Genomic DNA, 14,529 nt, shown 5'->3' with positions numbered 1-14,529 from the left:
CAGCGGATAGACGTTCGCGATCGGCACATCGAGGTGCCCGTCGGCGATCAGGCCGGCAAGCCCGGCGGCCGCGCAATCGGCGATGTCGTCGATCCGCGCGGTCCCCGCGGCACCGTCGCGCCCGGGCTCAGGTCGTCTTGGTCTGGCCGCCGTCGATGAGGAATTCGGCGCCTGTGATGTTCGCGGCGCGGGGCGAGGCCAGGAAGAGCGCGAGGTCGGCGACCTCCTGAGGCTCGGTGAAGCGGCCCGTGGTGATGCCCGTCTGCCGGGGCACGACCACGTCCATGGCCTCCTGGGCAGTGGTCCCTGCGCCGGCCGCCACGGCGTCGGCGAAGCCACCGGGGGCGGTCCAGAACGGGGTGCGGACCGGTCCCGGAGCGATGGCGTTCACCCGTACGCCGCGCGGCGCGAACTCTTCCGACAGCGCCTTGGTAAGGCTGGTCAGCGCGGCCTTGGCCGCCGAGTAGTCCACCACCGTGGGGAAGGGCAGCCGGGCGTTGATGGAACTGATGTTGACGACCGCGCCTCCGCCGTCCGCGAGCAGGTGCGGCAGCGCGGCGCGGCTGGCGCGGACGGCGCTGAAGAAATTCAGGTCGAAGCCCCGCTGCCACTGTGCGTCGTCGATGGCGAGGAAATCGGTGCGGGGCTCGGTGGCTCCGACATTGTTGACCAGGACGTCGATCCTGCCATGGCGTTCCACCGCCGCCCGGATCAGTGCATCCACGCCTTCGCTGGTAGCCAGATCGCCGGCGACGAAGGCCACGTCATACCTCTCGCGCAACGCGGCCAGCTCACGGGTCTCGGAACGGCTGCCGGCGACCACACGCACGCCCTCACGCGAGAGCGACTCGGTGATGGCCAGGCCGATGCCCTTGCTGGCACCGGTGACGACGGCGACTTTGCCAGTGAGCTCCAGATCCATCGGCACGCACTCCTGTGTCATCAACTCGGCATGGATTCGCTCATGAATAGAACATTTACGGGCATTGTGCGCGTTGGATCCCATGCGTCCTCGCAGGCACGCCGTGCCCTGCCATCGGGGTGTGAGACCACCGTCAGCTGCGGCCGGTCCTCGACTGATCCTCTGGCCCTGGAGATCGCATCGGCCTCATCCTTCGGTGCTCCAGGCGGGACGCCGCCAGCAATGCGCGGGCTTGGGCCTCGTCCTCGGCCTCGGCAAAGCGCAGCTGCGGGCCGCGGATCTCGCCCAGATCGCCCATGAGACGCAACCTGTGGAGTCGCAGGGGAAGATCACGGCGGGTGGCGAGTACCACGTACGCGTGGTGGGAAGGCGGGTCAGAAGCGAGGTGAGCTGTTCGAGGGCCTCCGACGAGTCGAGCTCGTGGAGGTCGCCGAGGACCAGGGTGATGGGGTCGTCGATACCGGCGAGCTCCGTCAGGACCCGGTCCACCATGGCGCTGCCGTCGAAGCCGGGCGTCCTGCCGGCCCGCCCGTACCGTGACGAACGCGATGGGTCGCTCCTGCCCGGCCCGATCGGCCCATGCCCGCAGCAGCTCGGCAACCTGACAGAGGGAGCCGCCGCCACGGACTACGTCTACGACGCGGAGGCGAACTCCTGATCCGCCGCGACCCGGCCGGTGAGACGATCCTGTACGCCGGCTCCAACGAGGTGCACCTCAAGAGCGCCATGAAGTGGGCCGCCCGCTCGTACAGCATCTCGGGCGTCAAGGCCGCGGTCCTGACCAACGAATCCGGCACCGCCAAGCTCTCCTTCGTGACAGGCGACGCCCACGGAACGTCGTCCCTCGCGGTCTCCGCGGACGACACCCAGACGGTGTCCAAGCGGTACACGCCCCCCTTCGGCTCCGCACGCGGACCGGCGGCGGCCAACTGGCCGGCGGTTCCTCGGCAAGCCGGAGGACAACGAGGACTACAACGACGCGGACGACGCGATGCACGGCGGCACGGAGGACGGGGCCAGACCTTCACGACGTACGTGGACCCGGGCGAGGACCGCGGAGCGAGGTCGTCTTCAACGTGGCGCCGTCCCACACCATGCCGGGCAAGCCCACCATCTCGTCGTACGCGACCGGCGGCGCCCCTATCGAGGTGGACGTGGCCTCCCAGATGGTCCCGGCCGTCCCCATCCAGTTCGACCGCACCAGAAGCCGCGGTGGATCGCCCACGACAGCATGGCCCACACCGGCGGCTACTATGCCCCCGACGGTCTCGACGGCCTCTTCCACAAGGACCGTGACGACCGGACGTGGGTCAACGGCACCTGCACGAAGAGCTGCTGAGACGAGGAAGCTGCCATGAGCGCGGGAAGATGGCTGTGGGTCTGCCTACAGCGCTACGTCATGACCGCCGCTCTCGGCTGGGTGGCCGCGGCCCTGGTGCTGCCCGTTCTGGGCGACGATCCCTTCTGGGCGTCATTCGGCGCGGGGCTGGGAGCGGGGCTGATCGTGGTGCCGCTCCTGACGGTCGTGACCATGTTCGTACTCGTCCTGCTGGCCGGTCGGCGGTTCGAGCCGCCGACCGGCGGTCCCTCGCGGATCCGGGGCGGCTGGCTGATCGTGCTGCCCCTGGTCCTGCTGCTGCCCGTGGCCCTGCTCGTGCCACTGCAGTACCTGATCGTGCTCGGCGCGCAGCTCGTGTACCTGGTGTGGGTGCTGCCCTGCCAGGACGCCCGCGACACGGCGGACGTGCTGCGCTCGCTCGCCGACCCGGCCGTGCCAGCGGAGCAGCGGGCCCGGATGGCACGGGCGGTCGCGGGACTGCAGGGCAGGCCGGTCGTCGAAGCCCTGGTGCAGACCTCGGCCGACGCGGAGCCGGAGGTCGCCGAAGCGGGTCTGGAGACCCTCTGCACCATCTGGCGGCGCGACGGAGTCGTCGGCGAGGACCTGCTGCTGAAGCTCGACCCGCAGGCCCAGGACCGCGTCCGGGCCCTCGGCGTCAGGGTGCGGAGCCCTTGGTGAGAACGGCGGCGATCGGCCGCGCATGACACGGGCCGGGCCCTCCCGAGACCACTCGGGAGGGCCGGGCCCCATTTCTCTTCCCGGGGTCGAGGACACGGCCGGCCGCGGGGGCATGCGCTCCCGCGCGGACGCGCCGGCCCGGCTGCCGCACTGTTCGACGACGACGGGGCAAAGCAGGACACCATCGCAGCCCGCCAAGCGTTGGGGCGACGCCGCGCCCGTCGGCTCCGCCGCTCGTGGCATCCCGGCTCACCACGCCTCCCAACCGGCATGCGTCCTCCCGCGCTGCGCCGACGGTCATCGCGCACCGAAGCAGCAGAGGTGTACCGAGGCTGCCCGTTGCAAGATCGGGCAGACGGTCCCACGAGGGTTTCGTACGGGAATGGTGATCGGCTTGCCGGGTTTGACCGGGATCGACGTCGTGTACGCCTGCGCGGGGCCGGGGGCTCTGTGCGCGGCGGTGCTTCCGACCGCCCTGGCGAAGCGGCCCCTGTCCCTGCCCATGGTGTTCCTGGCAGCGGGTTTCCTGGTGTTCCTGCTGCCGCTCGACGCGCTTCCGGCACTGGATCCCGTCCGGCACCGGAGCTTGGTGGAGCACCTCACGGAGGTCTGCGTCGTGGTCGCGTTGATGGGCGCGGGGCTGGCCATCAACAGGCCTCCGGGCCGGCGTGCCTGGTCTACGACGTGGCGGCTGCTGGGCTTGGCCATGCCCCTGACGATCCTGCTCACCGCAGCCGTGGCGGGGTGGCCGGTGGGTTGGCCGCCGGCCGTCGCGCTCATGGTGGCGGCTGCCCTTGCTCCTACGGACCCGGTACTGGCCGCAGAAGTACGTGTGGGTGAGCCGACCGACGCTGAAGACGACGAGGACGAAGTCCGCTTCGCGCTGACCAGCGAGGCAGGGCTCAACGACGGTCTGGCCTTGCTGCGCTGACCTGGCAGGGAGCCGTTCTGGGACTGGCGCTGTTCCTGCTGATCCGCCCGGCCGTCGGCTGGGCCGTCCAGATGCGGGGCCATGCCACGGGGAAAGAGCGCATGTCCATCGCGCTGTTCGGCATCCGGGGCATCGGCTCGTTCTTCTGTCTTGCGTACGCATTGGGCGAAGCCGATTTCGCCGCGCCCGCGCGCGAGCTGTGGGCCGTGGTGACTTTCACCGTGTTGCTCTCGGTTCTCCTGCACGGCGTCGCGGCCACACCCGTCACGGCCCGGCTCGACCGCTCGGCCCCGGATGGATGAGAAGAGCCGAGCACCGATGGCTCTCCTCCCGTGATCGGCCTGCCGGAGCCGGGGCCGGGCCCAGTGGGCCGGACGCGGCCCGCGGGCCGGGAGCGCGGTGTCGGAGCCGGGCCGTCCCTGGTGGCACGGCCGGCGCTTTGTGCTGTGACCCGTGATCGGGAAGGGACGTACATCCACGGGCCGTACGCCCGAGGCCCCCAGCCCGACCGGCGGCAGCTGTCAGGTCTGGGCGCGGCCTGTGTCCGAGCGCGGGTAGAGCGGGGCGATCCTCGCCCAGTACCGGTCGAGGTGCGCGTCAGCTGCCTTCAGCGTTTGATTTCCTGTCAGGTCGAGGAAGGCGGCGTGCAGGCTGACCACACGCTCGTGACCCGCGCCGGCCTCCGCCCGGGCGGATGCAGTCCGGCGTACGGGGCGGCGGGCGGCGCCGGCGACGTGTCCGTTGTTGCGTCGGGCGCGGGTGCGCCACCAACGCCCCGTGAGGATGCCGGTGGTGACGGCTGCGGCGGACGCGGCGGCCAGGACGTGCAGACCGTGTTGTACGGCCATGGCTTCCTCCGTGAAGGGAGCGTTGGTGGTACGGGGTGTGTCGCGCGGGCGCTGCCGGCCGGCTCGGGGAAGGTGGCCGGCACCGCGGCCGGTCAGCCCGGCCAGGTTCCCGTCAGACGCCGTATGGCTGAGGCCCCCGACCGGTCGACCGAGGCCTTGACCACGGCGAAGACCGCACCCTGGATGGCCGCGGCGAGCAGGATCTGCTTCCAGGTCCGGTGCTCGTCGGTGGCGTCGGGAGCATCGCCCTCGCCCTCAAGGGATCTTCCACGCCTGTTTTTTTGAAGGCGGCGCCTGCGATCACACCGCTGAGAGGGCCCAGAGCCGGCCCGACGGGCTTGTAGGCGATCTTGGATGCCTTCATCGGCGACGTCCTCGGCTGCGGCGGACCAGCAGGAGGACCGCTACGGCGGCTCCGACCACCAGGAGCGGGGTGCGGTTGGCGCGTGCAGCCGTCGCTGTCTGACCGGCCTTCTCCAGGAGCGGGTCGGGCGTCTTGTCCGTCGCGTACTGGCCCGCCTTGGCCGCACTCTCCCGTACCCGTGCTGCGGCCTGCGCGGTCTTCTCCAGGAGGGGGTCGGGGGTCTTGTCCTTCACCAGCTGGGCGGCGTGCCCCGCCTTCTCGCGGATCTGGTCGGATACCAGCGCTGCCTTCCCGGCGGCCCGGCTCTTGACGGCGGCCGTCTTCTCCTTGGCCGGGGCCTTGATGTCGGCCTTCGCGGCGAGGGCCTCCTCGACGGTCTGGCCGAGCTCGTCGCGGGTGCGCTCGACTTGATCGCGCAGTTCGGCGGAGCCGGGGCCGGCAGGGGTGGGGGCGGGGGTGCCGATGTTGGTTCGGGCGTCGTCGTTCATCGGTGTGCCTTCTCCTTGATCTCGGCCCGGTCGGCCTTGACGCTGTCGATGGTCTGCTCGGGAGCCGGGGTTCCGGCCCGGGCGAGCTGCTCCTTTCCGGCCAGGGCGGTCCCGGCCGCCACGATCCCCAGGACCGCGGTGATGACGAGGGCGGACACCCGCACGGGCAGAACGAGCGCGAGAGCGGCGATACAGGTTGCCGTGTCGTCCTCACGGCGCGACTACCCCGCAACCGCGCCGTCACCCGCGCGGCGACCGGCGTTGTACGAAAGGTGGCTCGACAGCGGCCCGGAGGCCGGCCTCGTACGGCCATGGGGTGCTGGGCCGCGCCCTCGGTCGGCGGCCGCAGGCGACGCCGGAGCGGCCGTGCCGTGCTGGTCTCGCGGCGAGCGCCTTCCACGCAGGGGTCAGTGCTCCATGCGACGGCGGTCGGCGTCGCTCCAGGCACGGGTGTCGCGCGGCTCGGCATAGGGTTCCTCGTCCTCGGGCAGTCCGCCGGCGATCGCACGCTGCCGGGCCATTTCCGCGTCGAACTCCAGCCCGAGGAGGATCGCGAGGTTGGTGATCCACAGCCACACAAGGAAGATGATCACGCCTGCGAGGGTGCCGTAGGTCTTGTTGTAGGAGGCGAAGTTCGCGACGTAGAAGGCGAAGCCTGCCGAGGCTGCCATCCAGATCGCCAGCGCCAGCAGGCTGCCGGGCGTCACCCACTTGAAGCCGCGGCCCTTCGCGTTCGGGGCGGCCCAGTAGAGAATCGCGATCATGACGGTCACGAGGAGGACCAGCACCGGCCACTTCGCGATCGACCACATGGTCAGGGCGGTGTCCCCGATCCCCAGGGCGGTGCCGGCCTGCCGGGCGAGAGAGCCGGAGAAGGCGACGATGAGCGCGCTGGCGCAGGCCAGGACCATCAGCGTGACGGTGAGGGCCAGGCGCAGCGGGAGGACCCTCCACACGGGTCGGCCTTCGGGCATGTCGTAGACGGCGTTCGAGGTGCGGATGAAGGCGGCGATGTAGCCGGACGCCGACCACACGGCGACGACGAGGCCGACGACCGCCAGGAGCGATCCGACGCCGGAGTGGGCCTGGAGCTGCTGCACGGCGTCGGTGATCACGTCCCGCGCCGAGCCGGGTGCCAGTTTCCGCAGGTTGTCCAGGACCTGCTGCGTCGCGGACTCCCCCGCGATGCCCAGCAGGGACACCAGCACGAGCAGCGCGGGGAAGAGGGCGAGGACCCCGTAGTAGGTCAGCGCCGCGGCCCGGTCGGCGAGCTCGTCATCCTTGAACTCCTTCACGGTGCCGCGCAGCACGGCCTTCCACGACCGCCTGGGCAGCTCGGCGGGCCGGTCGGGTGCCCGCTCCTCCACCCGCGGGTCCGGGCCCGCCGTGCTCTCGTGGCCGGTGTCCCCGCGATGGTCGTCTCCGCCTGGTCCTGGCTTGGGTATGCGTGTCATACGGATGCGTGGCATACCCTGCGACTTTCCACCGCGGCGCCACTCATGTCCGCGAGGGCACGCGAAGGCACGCGAGGACCGGGGCCTTGCCCACAGGGGTGCATCGATTGCCCCACGTCTCGGCGGTGGCCGCCGCCGCCCCGGCCCTCGGCACAACACCAGGACACGGGGCCGGCGCGGCCCGGGCCCCGGTGCCGGCTTCTACAGCCAGCCGTTGCGGCGGAAGGCACGGTAGAGGGCGCCAGCAGCGAGCGCCATGAGACCGACGGCGAGCGGGTAGCCGTAGGTCCAGCCGAGTTCCGGCATGTGCTCGAAGTTCATGCCGTAGACGCCTGCGACCATCGTGGGGATCGCGAAGATCGCCGCCCACGCCGAGATGCGTCGCATGTCGTCGTTCTGCCAGGTGCCCACGCGGGCCTGCTGCGCGCCGAGGACCGAGTCCAGCAGTTCGTCCAGGGTCCGCACCTCGATGTCCGTGCGGTGAAGGTGATCGGCGACGTCGCGGATGTACGGGGCGATCTTCGACTGGCGGTCCTCCTCGCCCGGGCCGCCGCTCAGGAGGCCTTGGACCACCGGAACGAGCGGCTGCACGGCATCACGGAACTCGCGCACTTCCCGCTTGAGGGAGTAGATGTTCTCGGTGTGGTCGACGCGGGAAGTCGAGAACACCTCGTCTTCGAGCCGGTTGAGCGTGGCGCGCACCCTCCGGGCGGCGTCGCTGTACGCGTCGACGGCCACGTCCAGCACGGCGTGCAGCACCCCCCAGGGGCCATGGCTCAGCATGTCCGGATCGGCGTCCAGCCGGCGGGCAGCCTCGGTGCAGGGATCGATCGTTCCGTGGCTCACGGTGAGTACGCTGCGATGTCCTACGAAGATCATGATGTCGCCGGTCTCCACCGCCGTCTGTTCCTCCACATATCGGAGGGTCTTCAGCGCGACGGCCAGGACGTCGCCGAAGCGCTCGCGCTTCGGACGCTGTCGTCCGTGGAGCGCGTCCTCGACGGCCAGCGGGTGCAGGCCCAGTTCCTCGGCCAGCTGGACCAGTTCGCCTTCCGAGGGGTCCGCCAGCCGGACCCAGGCGAACTCGCCTTCGCCCAAGCCCCGCAGCCGCTTGAGGACGGACTGACAGGCGTCGTCCGGCAGCTCGCACTCCACGTGCTCCGACCGGCCCGAGCCCTGGTCGTACATGACACATTCCATCTCCCGCGCATGCTTCACCAGCCCGATTTCATGCGCCCGCAGCCGGCTCTCGTCCTGCGTCCGCTGTGTGGCGGGAGACACCGGAGCAGGCTCGTGTAGGCGCGCAGACGCGGGTGATGAGCATCCCCATGAACGCGTCGAGTGAACTGGTGTCCGAGTCCGGAGTGCGGGAGCTGATCGGATGGCTGGTGCACGTCATCGAGGCAGGCGGCGCACTGATCATCTTCGCGGGCGCCGTCTGGGCCTTCGCCCGGTTCGCCACGACCGGTCTGCGCAGGCGCTCCCTCATCGGCGAGTCCAACAAGATCCGCCTCAGCCTGGGCCGCTTCCTCGTCCTGGGACTGGAATTCCAGCTGGCAGGCGACGTCCTGCGCACGGCGGTCGCTCCCAGCTTCACCGAGATCGGCCAGCTGGCGGCCATCGCCGCCATCCGCACCATCCTCAACTTCTTCCTCACCCGCGAAATCGCACAGGAGCGCGCCGAGATCGAAGCCGACCAGAAGGAGCCCGTGCAGCGGACCGCAGCCTCCTGACCATTCGGCTCCCCGCCACCGGCGTTTGATACCGGGCGGCGGGGAACACGGGGCTTGCGAGGTGATCGACTGTGCCCGGACGGGGCGAGTGGCTTTGTTCACTTCAAGCGGTTCTGGCTCAAGTTTTGTGGTCGATCACCTTGTGCATCGCCCGCGTCTCATGCAATCCGAGGATGCTGCACGAGACCGCGCGCCATACGCACGTTGGGCAACCTGTCTCGCCACAGCTCACGCTCACCCGTGAGCTGGAACCCGTGGCGCTCGTAAAACCGGATCGCTCTCCCGTTGTACTCAGTCACCCACAGGTGCAGGGGAGCACCGTCCGCCCATAGGAAGAACTCACCCATCAGCTGACCGCCGATGCCCTGGCCTCGGGCTTCGTCCAGCAGATACATCGGTCCAAGGGTCACCAATTCGTCCCGGCGGCCACAGAGGACGCCAGTGATCTCAGCCCCGGATCGGACGACACGGCAGAAAAGCCGGTCAGGGTGGCGTGCGACCTCGTCAATGAACTCTCGCCACTGCACAATGCCCTCGGTGGTGACAGCGGACCCTCGCTGCTCGCGGATCCACGTCTCATCAATGCCGGCGTCTTCGTTGGGGTAGGTCTGGAGCCAGGCCGTGAGCTGCATACGGCCCACGGATGCAGCATCGTCGGGACTGGGCGCTTCGATTCGGTGGACCATGGGCACCATTCTCAGAGGTGCAACTGACCTGCCGCATGCGGTTATGCCACTGCTGGCCTGTCGATACCCAGAGGCGGCCAATGTTTGTCGGCGATCACAGAGCGTCAGGACAGAAGGACGCACTTGCGGAGGAGTTCGAAGCCGGCGCGGCCGAACATCTGGCGCTTGAGCATCTTAATCCTGTTGACATGTCCTTCGACGACGCCCGAGTTCCAGGGCAGGGTCAGGCCGGCGATCACAGCATCCCGGTCGCGTTCCAACCCTGTCGCGAGGGCGTGGAGACGGGGAAGGTCGTCCTGTCGGACGGCGTCGAGCCAATCCGGCAGACGCTCGCCCTGGAGCTCGGTCAGCATGGTCGCGAAGGACCGAACGTGGCGGGTGAGGGCGGCGATCTCCGGGCAGTTGGTCGAGACGGTCTTGAGCTGGAGCTGTTCGGACTCGCTGAGGGTCTCGGGGCGGCGGAGGATCCATCCGGCGACCGCGCGGGGCGACGGCGGTCGGGCCGCCACCGGCCGTGGCGATGTCCGTTTGAGATGCAGGTAGGCGCGGACACGCGCGTAGCTCCCCTGGTAGCCGAGGGGAACGATCTCCTCCCACAGCTTCCAGGCATTGGTGCAGCCCTCGCGCCAGCGGCCGTCAAGGTAGGACTTGTAGTCGTCCAGGACGGAGGACCGGTTCTGCCACTGGCCGGTGAAGAGGTCTTCCGGCCGTGCGGCGTCGGCGAAACGCTGGACGGTGCGGTAGGTCATGCCGAGCTGCCGCTGGATCGAGCGCCGACTGTGCCCGGCCTCAAGCAGGGCATGGATCGTGGCATGCCGGGCCCTGGTGCGGTCGGCGAAGCGGCTGCTGGTCGTCCACGGCGAGGCCGAGGCCTCGGCTTCCGGCGCAGGTTCAGCCTCGGCTTGCGGAGCGGCGGGGACGAGAACGCGCAGGCAACGGCGGTGCTGGGAGACGCTCCGCTCGGCCGCCTCACTGAGGTTGTGCCAGAGGTGCCACCGGTCGGCGACCTGGACCGGCTGGGGCGCGCCGGCGGTGGCGCCCTCGGCGAAGAACGGAGCCCTGTCCCGGCAGACCACCTCGATCCCCGGCCGCTTTGCCAGCCATGCTGCGAGGCTGGCCGCTTCCCGGTCGGGCAGCAGGTCCACCGGTCGGCGGGTCTCGACATCAACCAGGACAGTCCCGTAGTGCCGTCCCTTGCGGGTCGCGTACTCATCGACACCGACCACCCGCGGGGCGGGCGGATCAGGCTCTGGCAGAGCGTCGACCAGGCGCAGGACCGTGCTCCGTCTGACGCCGACGCCGAGCACCTGGGCCATACGGGCACCGGCCCGCCCGGCCAAAGCCAGCCCGATGTCGGCCAGCGTTGAGCGAAGCCGTTCCGTCCACTGGCCGTGGCGACGCGTCAGCCCTGCTATCTGCTCGACGAACGTCCGCCGCCCGCAGGAAGCATTCGACAGCGTTTGTTGATGACTTGCCGCGGCAGTTGGTGATCAACGGCTGCGGAGATGATGACGAGTTGCGACGGTACTGCTGACGGCTGAGCCTGCTGCCAGACCCCGGAGAGTGAGGGGAGGCATGAGATACTTGATCATGCCTGTGACTAACCCGTGGCTGGCCGGCCCGTCACCGAAGAAGCGCCTCGATCGAGATCGTTTGGAAGAGCGGATACTCAATCTGCTGTCATCGCAGAACATGTGCGTGCTCGCGACGGCAGGGCCGGAAGGGCCTCTGGCGACGCCGGTGCGGTACTTCCACCTCGACTTCGCGGTGATCTTCTCCACGGCTCCCGGTTCGCCGAAGATGAGGAACCTCGCCGCTGACCCAAGGGTGTCGGTGGGGATCTTTGCGCCGCTGGTCGGACAGGCCAGCAGCCGAGGTGCTCAGCTCTTCGGGCGGGCTCGCGTGCTGTCCGAGGACGACCCCGATTTCGAGCACTACTGGCCGGCGTTCCGCTGGCAGTCCGACCATGTCGAACGGTCGCGTTCTCTCGATGAACCAGCATCGGGACCTCTCGTGGTAATCGAGGCCGAGCGGATCGTCTATACCGAGCACTGGCTGCGGCGCGAGGGTTTCGCGCCGCGTCAGTTCTGGGCCAAGCCGGGCCGGTAGTCCGGCATCCCTGGTCGGCTGTCCGGGCGGTCAGCCCGCCTTGGCCGATTCCTCGGCGCGGGCGCGGGTGCTGGCGAGGCGGTAGGAGTCGGTGCCGGTCTCGATGATGGTGCCGTTGAAGGTGAGACGGTCGACGATGGCCGCGCAGAGGCGGGGGTCGGTGAACGTCTTGGTCCAGCCGCCGAAGGTCTGCCGGCCGACGACGCAGTCGCGCACGATGGATCGTCGACAATCCGGCTGACTCGCTCGACGTCCATGCGTTCCACGGAGGCAAGGCAATCACCCCCTGCTTCCGGGTCTGCCGGCAGGCCGGACCCCCGCGGCGACAGCCGGCACCCGGCAAGTGCGTACAACCGCGAAGACGGGGCAGAAGGTGCGGACAGCCGTCGGTCAACTGGGAGGGAGTGGTCGTCATGTCTCGCTCGACCAGCATGATGGGCCCCGTTCGGGCAAAAGAAGCGCACGTTACAGGTACGCCAGGAACGCCGGCGGAGGACCGGGAGCCGGTTCGAGTGGAGAACGCCCGTGAGATGGCACCCGGCGACGCACGCGAGCTCTCGCGTGTCTTCTTCCGCAGACTGCGAACGCTGGAGGAGGGCACGCGCGAGTACCAGTACACGCGCAACACCCTGATCGAGATGAACCTCTCCCTCGTGCAGTTCGCCGCACGGCGCTTCCGCGCCCGAGTGCTCGGCGGGAGTCTGGACATGGACGACATCATCCAGGTGGGGACCATCGGCCTCATCAAGGCGATCGACCGCTACGAACTCGAGCGCGAGGTCGAATTCTCCACCCTGGCCCTCCCCTACATCATCGGTGAGATCAAGCGCCACTTTCGCGACACCACCTGGGCCGTGCACGTCCCCCGCCGTCTGCAGGAACTGCGGAGCGAGCTGGCCAAAGCCCAGGAGGCCCTGACCGACGTCCTGGGCCGGGCACCGACCGTCAAGGAGGTCGCCGGGCACCTCGAACTGACCGAGGATCAGGTCATCGACGGACTCATCGCAGCGAACGGCTATACGAGCGGCTCCCTCGACACCGCCGCCGGTGAGAGTGACGTTCCGTCCCCGACCAGCCGGACCACCCGGCCGCTGGCGGAGCTCGTCGGCGATGTCGACCCCGCCATGGAACTCTTCGAGGACTTCCACACCCTCGCACCGCTGCTGCGACAACTGGACGAGCGCGATCGGCTGATCCTGCGGATGCGCTTCGGCCAGGAGAAGACCCAGGCCGAGATCGGCGCCGCACTGGGCATCTCCCAGATGCAGGTCTCCCGCCTCCTGTCCCGAACTCTCGTCCGGCTTCGCGCCGGCATGCTCACCGGGTAGGGGCGACCGATGACGTCCCTACCGGGGAGCGCGGTGCCGCCGTCTGAGGTCGACCCGCCGTCTTGGCGATCTGGTCGCGTTCCGCACCACCTGCAGCAGCTTCACGCTGCGGCTTCACAAGGCAATGCCCTGAGACGGGGGGTCACCTACACTGTCACGTCCATGCTGAGGCTTCCCGCACCACTCGGGGGCATGCATCCGACCCGGGGCGCCGGCAGCGAGCATGGCGTGGGCCGGGGCCGGGTGTCGGGAGACGAGGTGAGGGGCGAACGCGGGGGTGGGGCAACAATGGAGGCCAGGGAACCGGAGGCGGGCGGTCCGATGAGCGTTGGTCTTCCCTCCGGGAGGCAGCGCCGTCGGCTCACGCTCGCGGGCGTCCCGGGGCCGGTCGCCAAGGGCCGCGCCTTCACGCGCCAAGCACTCCGGGACTGGGGCTGGGACAGGACCGAGACCTCCGAGGACACCCTCCTCCTCGTGTCCGAACTGCTGACCAACGCGTCACTGCATGCCGACGGCTGCCACGAACTCGCCCTGACCGCCGACGAGACGGCCTTGCACATCGAGGTCCACGACGGCACGACGACCCCTCCCGTCCGCCACTCGGCGCCCCAACGCGGCATCCCGGGCGGCCGCGGTCTGTACATAGTCGAGCGCCTGTCCGATCGCTGGGGCACCCACACGTACGGGACCGGCAAGGCCGTGTGGGCCGAGATCAAGGCCTCCCGGCTGGGGGATGGCGGAGCAGCGGAACGCTAAGAGGACTGGACGGGCTTCAGGCGGCGGTAGGGACTCCGGTACGTACCCTGCTGGTCGGCCGGAGGATCCTGGTTACCGGTGAGCCGGAGCTTCGCTGCCAGGGGTGTCACGCCCGGGGCGGGTGGGTGGCGGTGTCCAGGTAGAAGGAGTCAATGCTCTGGACGGCCCGCTCGAACTCCTCCAGGTTGACCGGCTTGGTCACGTAGGCGTTGGCGTGGCTGCTGTACGCGCCGACGACGTCATCGGGCGCGGAGGAGGTGGTCAGGACCACCACGGGAATGGTCTGCAGCGTCTCGTCGCTCTTCAGGACCCGGAGCAGGTCACGGCCGTTCATCCGGGGCATGTTCAGGTCCAGCACGATGAGGTCGGGGCGTACGGTGCCCGGAGCGCGGAGGTGTTCGAGGGCGGCGAGCCCGTCGGTGACCTGGACCAGGTTGCGGGTACCGCGCTCGGAGAGGGCCTCCTCGATGAGCATGGCGTCGGCGGCGTCGTCCTCCACGAGCAGAACGTCGAAAGGGCGGGCGGGGCCGGTCATCATCGGATGCTCCGTAGGTGCGTCGTCGGTGTGGTTGAAGAGTCCCGGCCAGCGGCGCCGGGCGCCCTGACGGGTCATGCCGCATGCCCGGCCGATCTGGGGGTACCCGGCACCCGCGCGGGCCGCATCCAGAGCCGCGTCCTGCTGGAGCCGTCCGGCTGCCTGCTGGAGTTGCTCAAGTACGTGCAATCGAACCAGGGCGCGGGCCCGGCCGTCAGCCGCCGGGCTTCCGAGGTCCTTCTGCAGATGGAGGGCCAAGCGCCGTGCGAGGTCGGAGACAGCCGCATCCGCGACAGCGGCCGTCTCCGGCGCCGTGGTTCGCAAAACGAAGTTCTTGCCTGGCATGGACCGCAGCTTA

The 14,529-nt window shown here is 69.5% G+C and carries 15 protein-coding genes and 3 pseudogenes; 7 read left to right on the top strand and 11 right to left on the bottom strand.

Annotated features, from left to right (window positions below):
• Window positions 1-127: 127 nt before the first annotated feature.
• Window positions 128-922 (bottom strand): SDR family NAD(P)-dependent oxidoreductase, encoded by a 795-nt coding sequence (locus tag ACFY0D_RS34110; protein ID WP_390801785.1) that lies wholly within the window; start codon window positions 920-922, stop codon window positions 128-130.
• A gap of 445 nt (window positions 923-1,367) precedes the next feature.
• Here ACFY0D_RS34110 and ACFY0D_RS34105 point away from each other — a divergent pair, with 445 nt between their 5' ends.
• The 3 genes and pseudogenes from ACFY0D_RS34105 (at window position 1,368) to ACFY0D_RS34095 (ending at window position 4,172) form a co-directional block, all read left to right on the top strand.
• Window positions 1,368-1,580 (top strand): hypothetical protein, encoded by a 213-nt coding sequence (locus tag ACFY0D_RS34105; RefSeq protein ID WP_390801784.1) that lies wholly within the window; start codon window positions 1,368-1,370, stop codon window positions 1,578-1,580.
• A gap of 696 nt (window positions 1,581-2,276) precedes the next feature.
• Entirely contained in the window at window positions 2,277-2,939 is a 663-nt protein-coding gene (locus ACFY0D_RS34100; RefSeq protein WP_390801783.1) for a hypothetical protein, read from the top strand.
• 382 nt (window positions 2,940-3,321) lie between these two features.
• Window positions 3,322-4,172: pseudogene (locus tag ACFY0D_RS34095) on the top strand (cation:proton antiporter).
• 219 nt (window positions 4,173-4,391) lie between these two features.
• On the opposite strand, the gene ACFY0D_RS34090 reads toward ACFY0D_RS34095, so the two are convergent.
• From ACFY0D_RS34090 to ACFY0D_RS34065, 6 genes and pseudogenes are all read right to left on the bottom strand, one after another.
• A complete protein-coding gene (locus ACFY0D_RS34090; RefSeq protein WP_390801782.1) occupies window positions 4,392-4,718 on the bottom strand; it encodes a hypothetical protein in 327 nt (108 codons plus the stop codon).
• Window positions 4,719-4,810: 92 nt separating this feature from the next.
• Window positions 4,811-4,918: a DUF4235 domain-containing protein gene (locus ACFY0D_RS34085; RefSeq protein WP_390801852.1), complete on the bottom strand. Its 108-nt coding sequence runs from the start codon at window positions 4,916-4,918 to the stop codon at window positions 4,811-4,813.
• 160 nt (window positions 4,919-5,078) lie between these two features.
• Entirely contained in the window at window positions 5,079-5,570 is a 492-nt protein-coding gene (locus ACFY0D_RS34080; protein WP_390801781.1) for a DUF3618 domain-containing protein, read from the bottom strand.
• Window positions 5,567-5,770 (bottom strand): annotated as a pseudogene (locus tag ACFY0D_RS34075) (phage holin family protein); the annotation flags it as partial. The pseudogene ACFY0D_RS34075 and the gene ACFY0D_RS34080, both read right to left, overlap by 4 nt.
• A 207-nt stretch (window positions 5,771-5,977) precedes the next feature.
• Window positions 5,978-7,024: a YihY/virulence factor BrkB family protein gene (locus tag ACFY0D_RS34070; protein WP_390801780.1), complete on the bottom strand. Its 1,047-nt coding sequence runs from the start codon at window positions 7,022-7,024 to the stop codon at window positions 5,978-5,980.
• A 201-nt stretch (window positions 7,025-7,225) separates the two neighbouring features.
• Entirely contained in the window at window positions 7,226-8,212 is a 987-nt protein-coding gene (locus ACFY0D_RS34065; RefSeq protein WP_390801779.1) for a magnesium and cobalt transport protein CorA, read from the bottom strand.
• 140 nt (window positions 8,213-8,352) lie between these two features.
• On the opposite strand from ACFY0D_RS34065, the gene ACFY0D_RS34060 reads away from it, so the two are divergent.
• Window positions 8,353-8,757 carry a DUF1622 domain-containing protein gene (locus ACFY0D_RS34060; RefSeq protein ID WP_390801778.1) on the top strand — a complete coding sequence of 135 codons (405 nt, stop codon included), beginning with the start codon at window positions 8,353-8,355 and terminating at the stop codon, window positions 8,755-8,757.
• A gap of 158 nt (window positions 8,758-8,915) precedes the next feature.
• On the opposite strand, the gene ACFY0D_RS34055 is transcribed toward ACFY0D_RS34060, so the two are convergent.
• The gene (locus ACFY0D_RS34055; protein WP_390801777.1) at window positions 8,916-9,443 is read right to left on the bottom strand and encodes a GNAT family N-acetyltransferase; all 528 of its coding nucleotides are present in this window, start codon (window positions 9,441-9,443) and stop codon (window positions 8,916-8,918) included.
• A 104-nt stretch (window positions 9,444-9,547) separates the two neighbouring features.
• Entirely contained in the window at window positions 9,548-10,900 is a 1,353-nt protein-coding gene (locus ACFY0D_RS34050) for an ISL3 family transposase (RefSeq protein ID WP_390801851.1), read from the bottom strand.
• A gap of 133 nt (window positions 10,901-11,033) precedes the next feature.
• On the opposite strand from ACFY0D_RS34050, the gene ACFY0D_RS34045 reads away from it, so the two are divergent.
• Window positions 11,034-11,552 carry a pyridoxamine 5'-phosphate oxidase family protein gene (locus tag ACFY0D_RS34045; protein WP_390801850.1) on the top strand — a complete coding sequence of 173 codons (519 nt, stop codon included), beginning with the start codon at window positions 11,034-11,036 and terminating at the stop codon, window positions 11,550-11,552.
• 30 nt (window positions 11,553-11,582) lie between these two features.
• Here ACFY0D_RS34045 and ACFY0D_RS34040 read toward each other — a convergent pair.
• Window positions 11,583-11,738 (bottom strand): annotated as a pseudogene (locus ACFY0D_RS34040) (ATP-binding protein); the annotation flags it as partial.
• Between the two features lie 227 nt (window positions 11,739-11,965).
• On the opposite strand from ACFY0D_RS34040, the gene ACFY0D_RS34035 reads away from it, so the two are divergent.
• Together ACFY0D_RS34035 and ACFY0D_RS34030 are read left to right on the top strand one after the other, a co-directional pair.
• Window positions 11,966-12,880, top strand: a complete 915-nt coding sequence (locus ACFY0D_RS34035) for a SigB/SigF/SigG family RNA polymerase sigma factor (protein WP_390801776.1) — start codon at window positions 11,966-11,968, stop codon at window positions 12,878-12,880.
• Window positions 12,881-13,201: 321 nt separating this feature from the next.
• Window positions 13,202-13,636 carry an ATP-binding protein gene (locus ACFY0D_RS34030; protein WP_390801775.1) on the top strand — a complete coding sequence of 145 codons (435 nt, stop codon included), beginning with the start codon at window positions 13,202-13,204 and terminating at the stop codon, window positions 13,634-13,636.
• A 106-nt stretch (window positions 13,637-13,742) separates the two neighbouring features.
• On the opposite strand, the gene ACFY0D_RS34025 is transcribed toward ACFY0D_RS34030, so the two are convergent.
• Window positions 13,743-14,516, bottom strand: coding sequence for a response regulator (locus ACFY0D_RS34025; RefSeq protein ID WP_390801774.1), 774 nt, complete (start codon window positions 14,514-14,516; stop codon window positions 13,743-13,745).
• Window positions 14,517-14,529: the final 13 nt, after the last annotated feature.

This window comes from Streptomyces sp. NPDC001502 (assembly GCF_042894785.1).
GTDB classification, from domain to species: domain Bacteria; phylum Actinomycetota; class Actinomycetes; order Streptomycetales; family Streptomycetaceae; genus Streptomyces; species Streptomyces kutzneri.
This window is presented reverse-complemented; position numbering and strand designations above follow the sequence as displayed.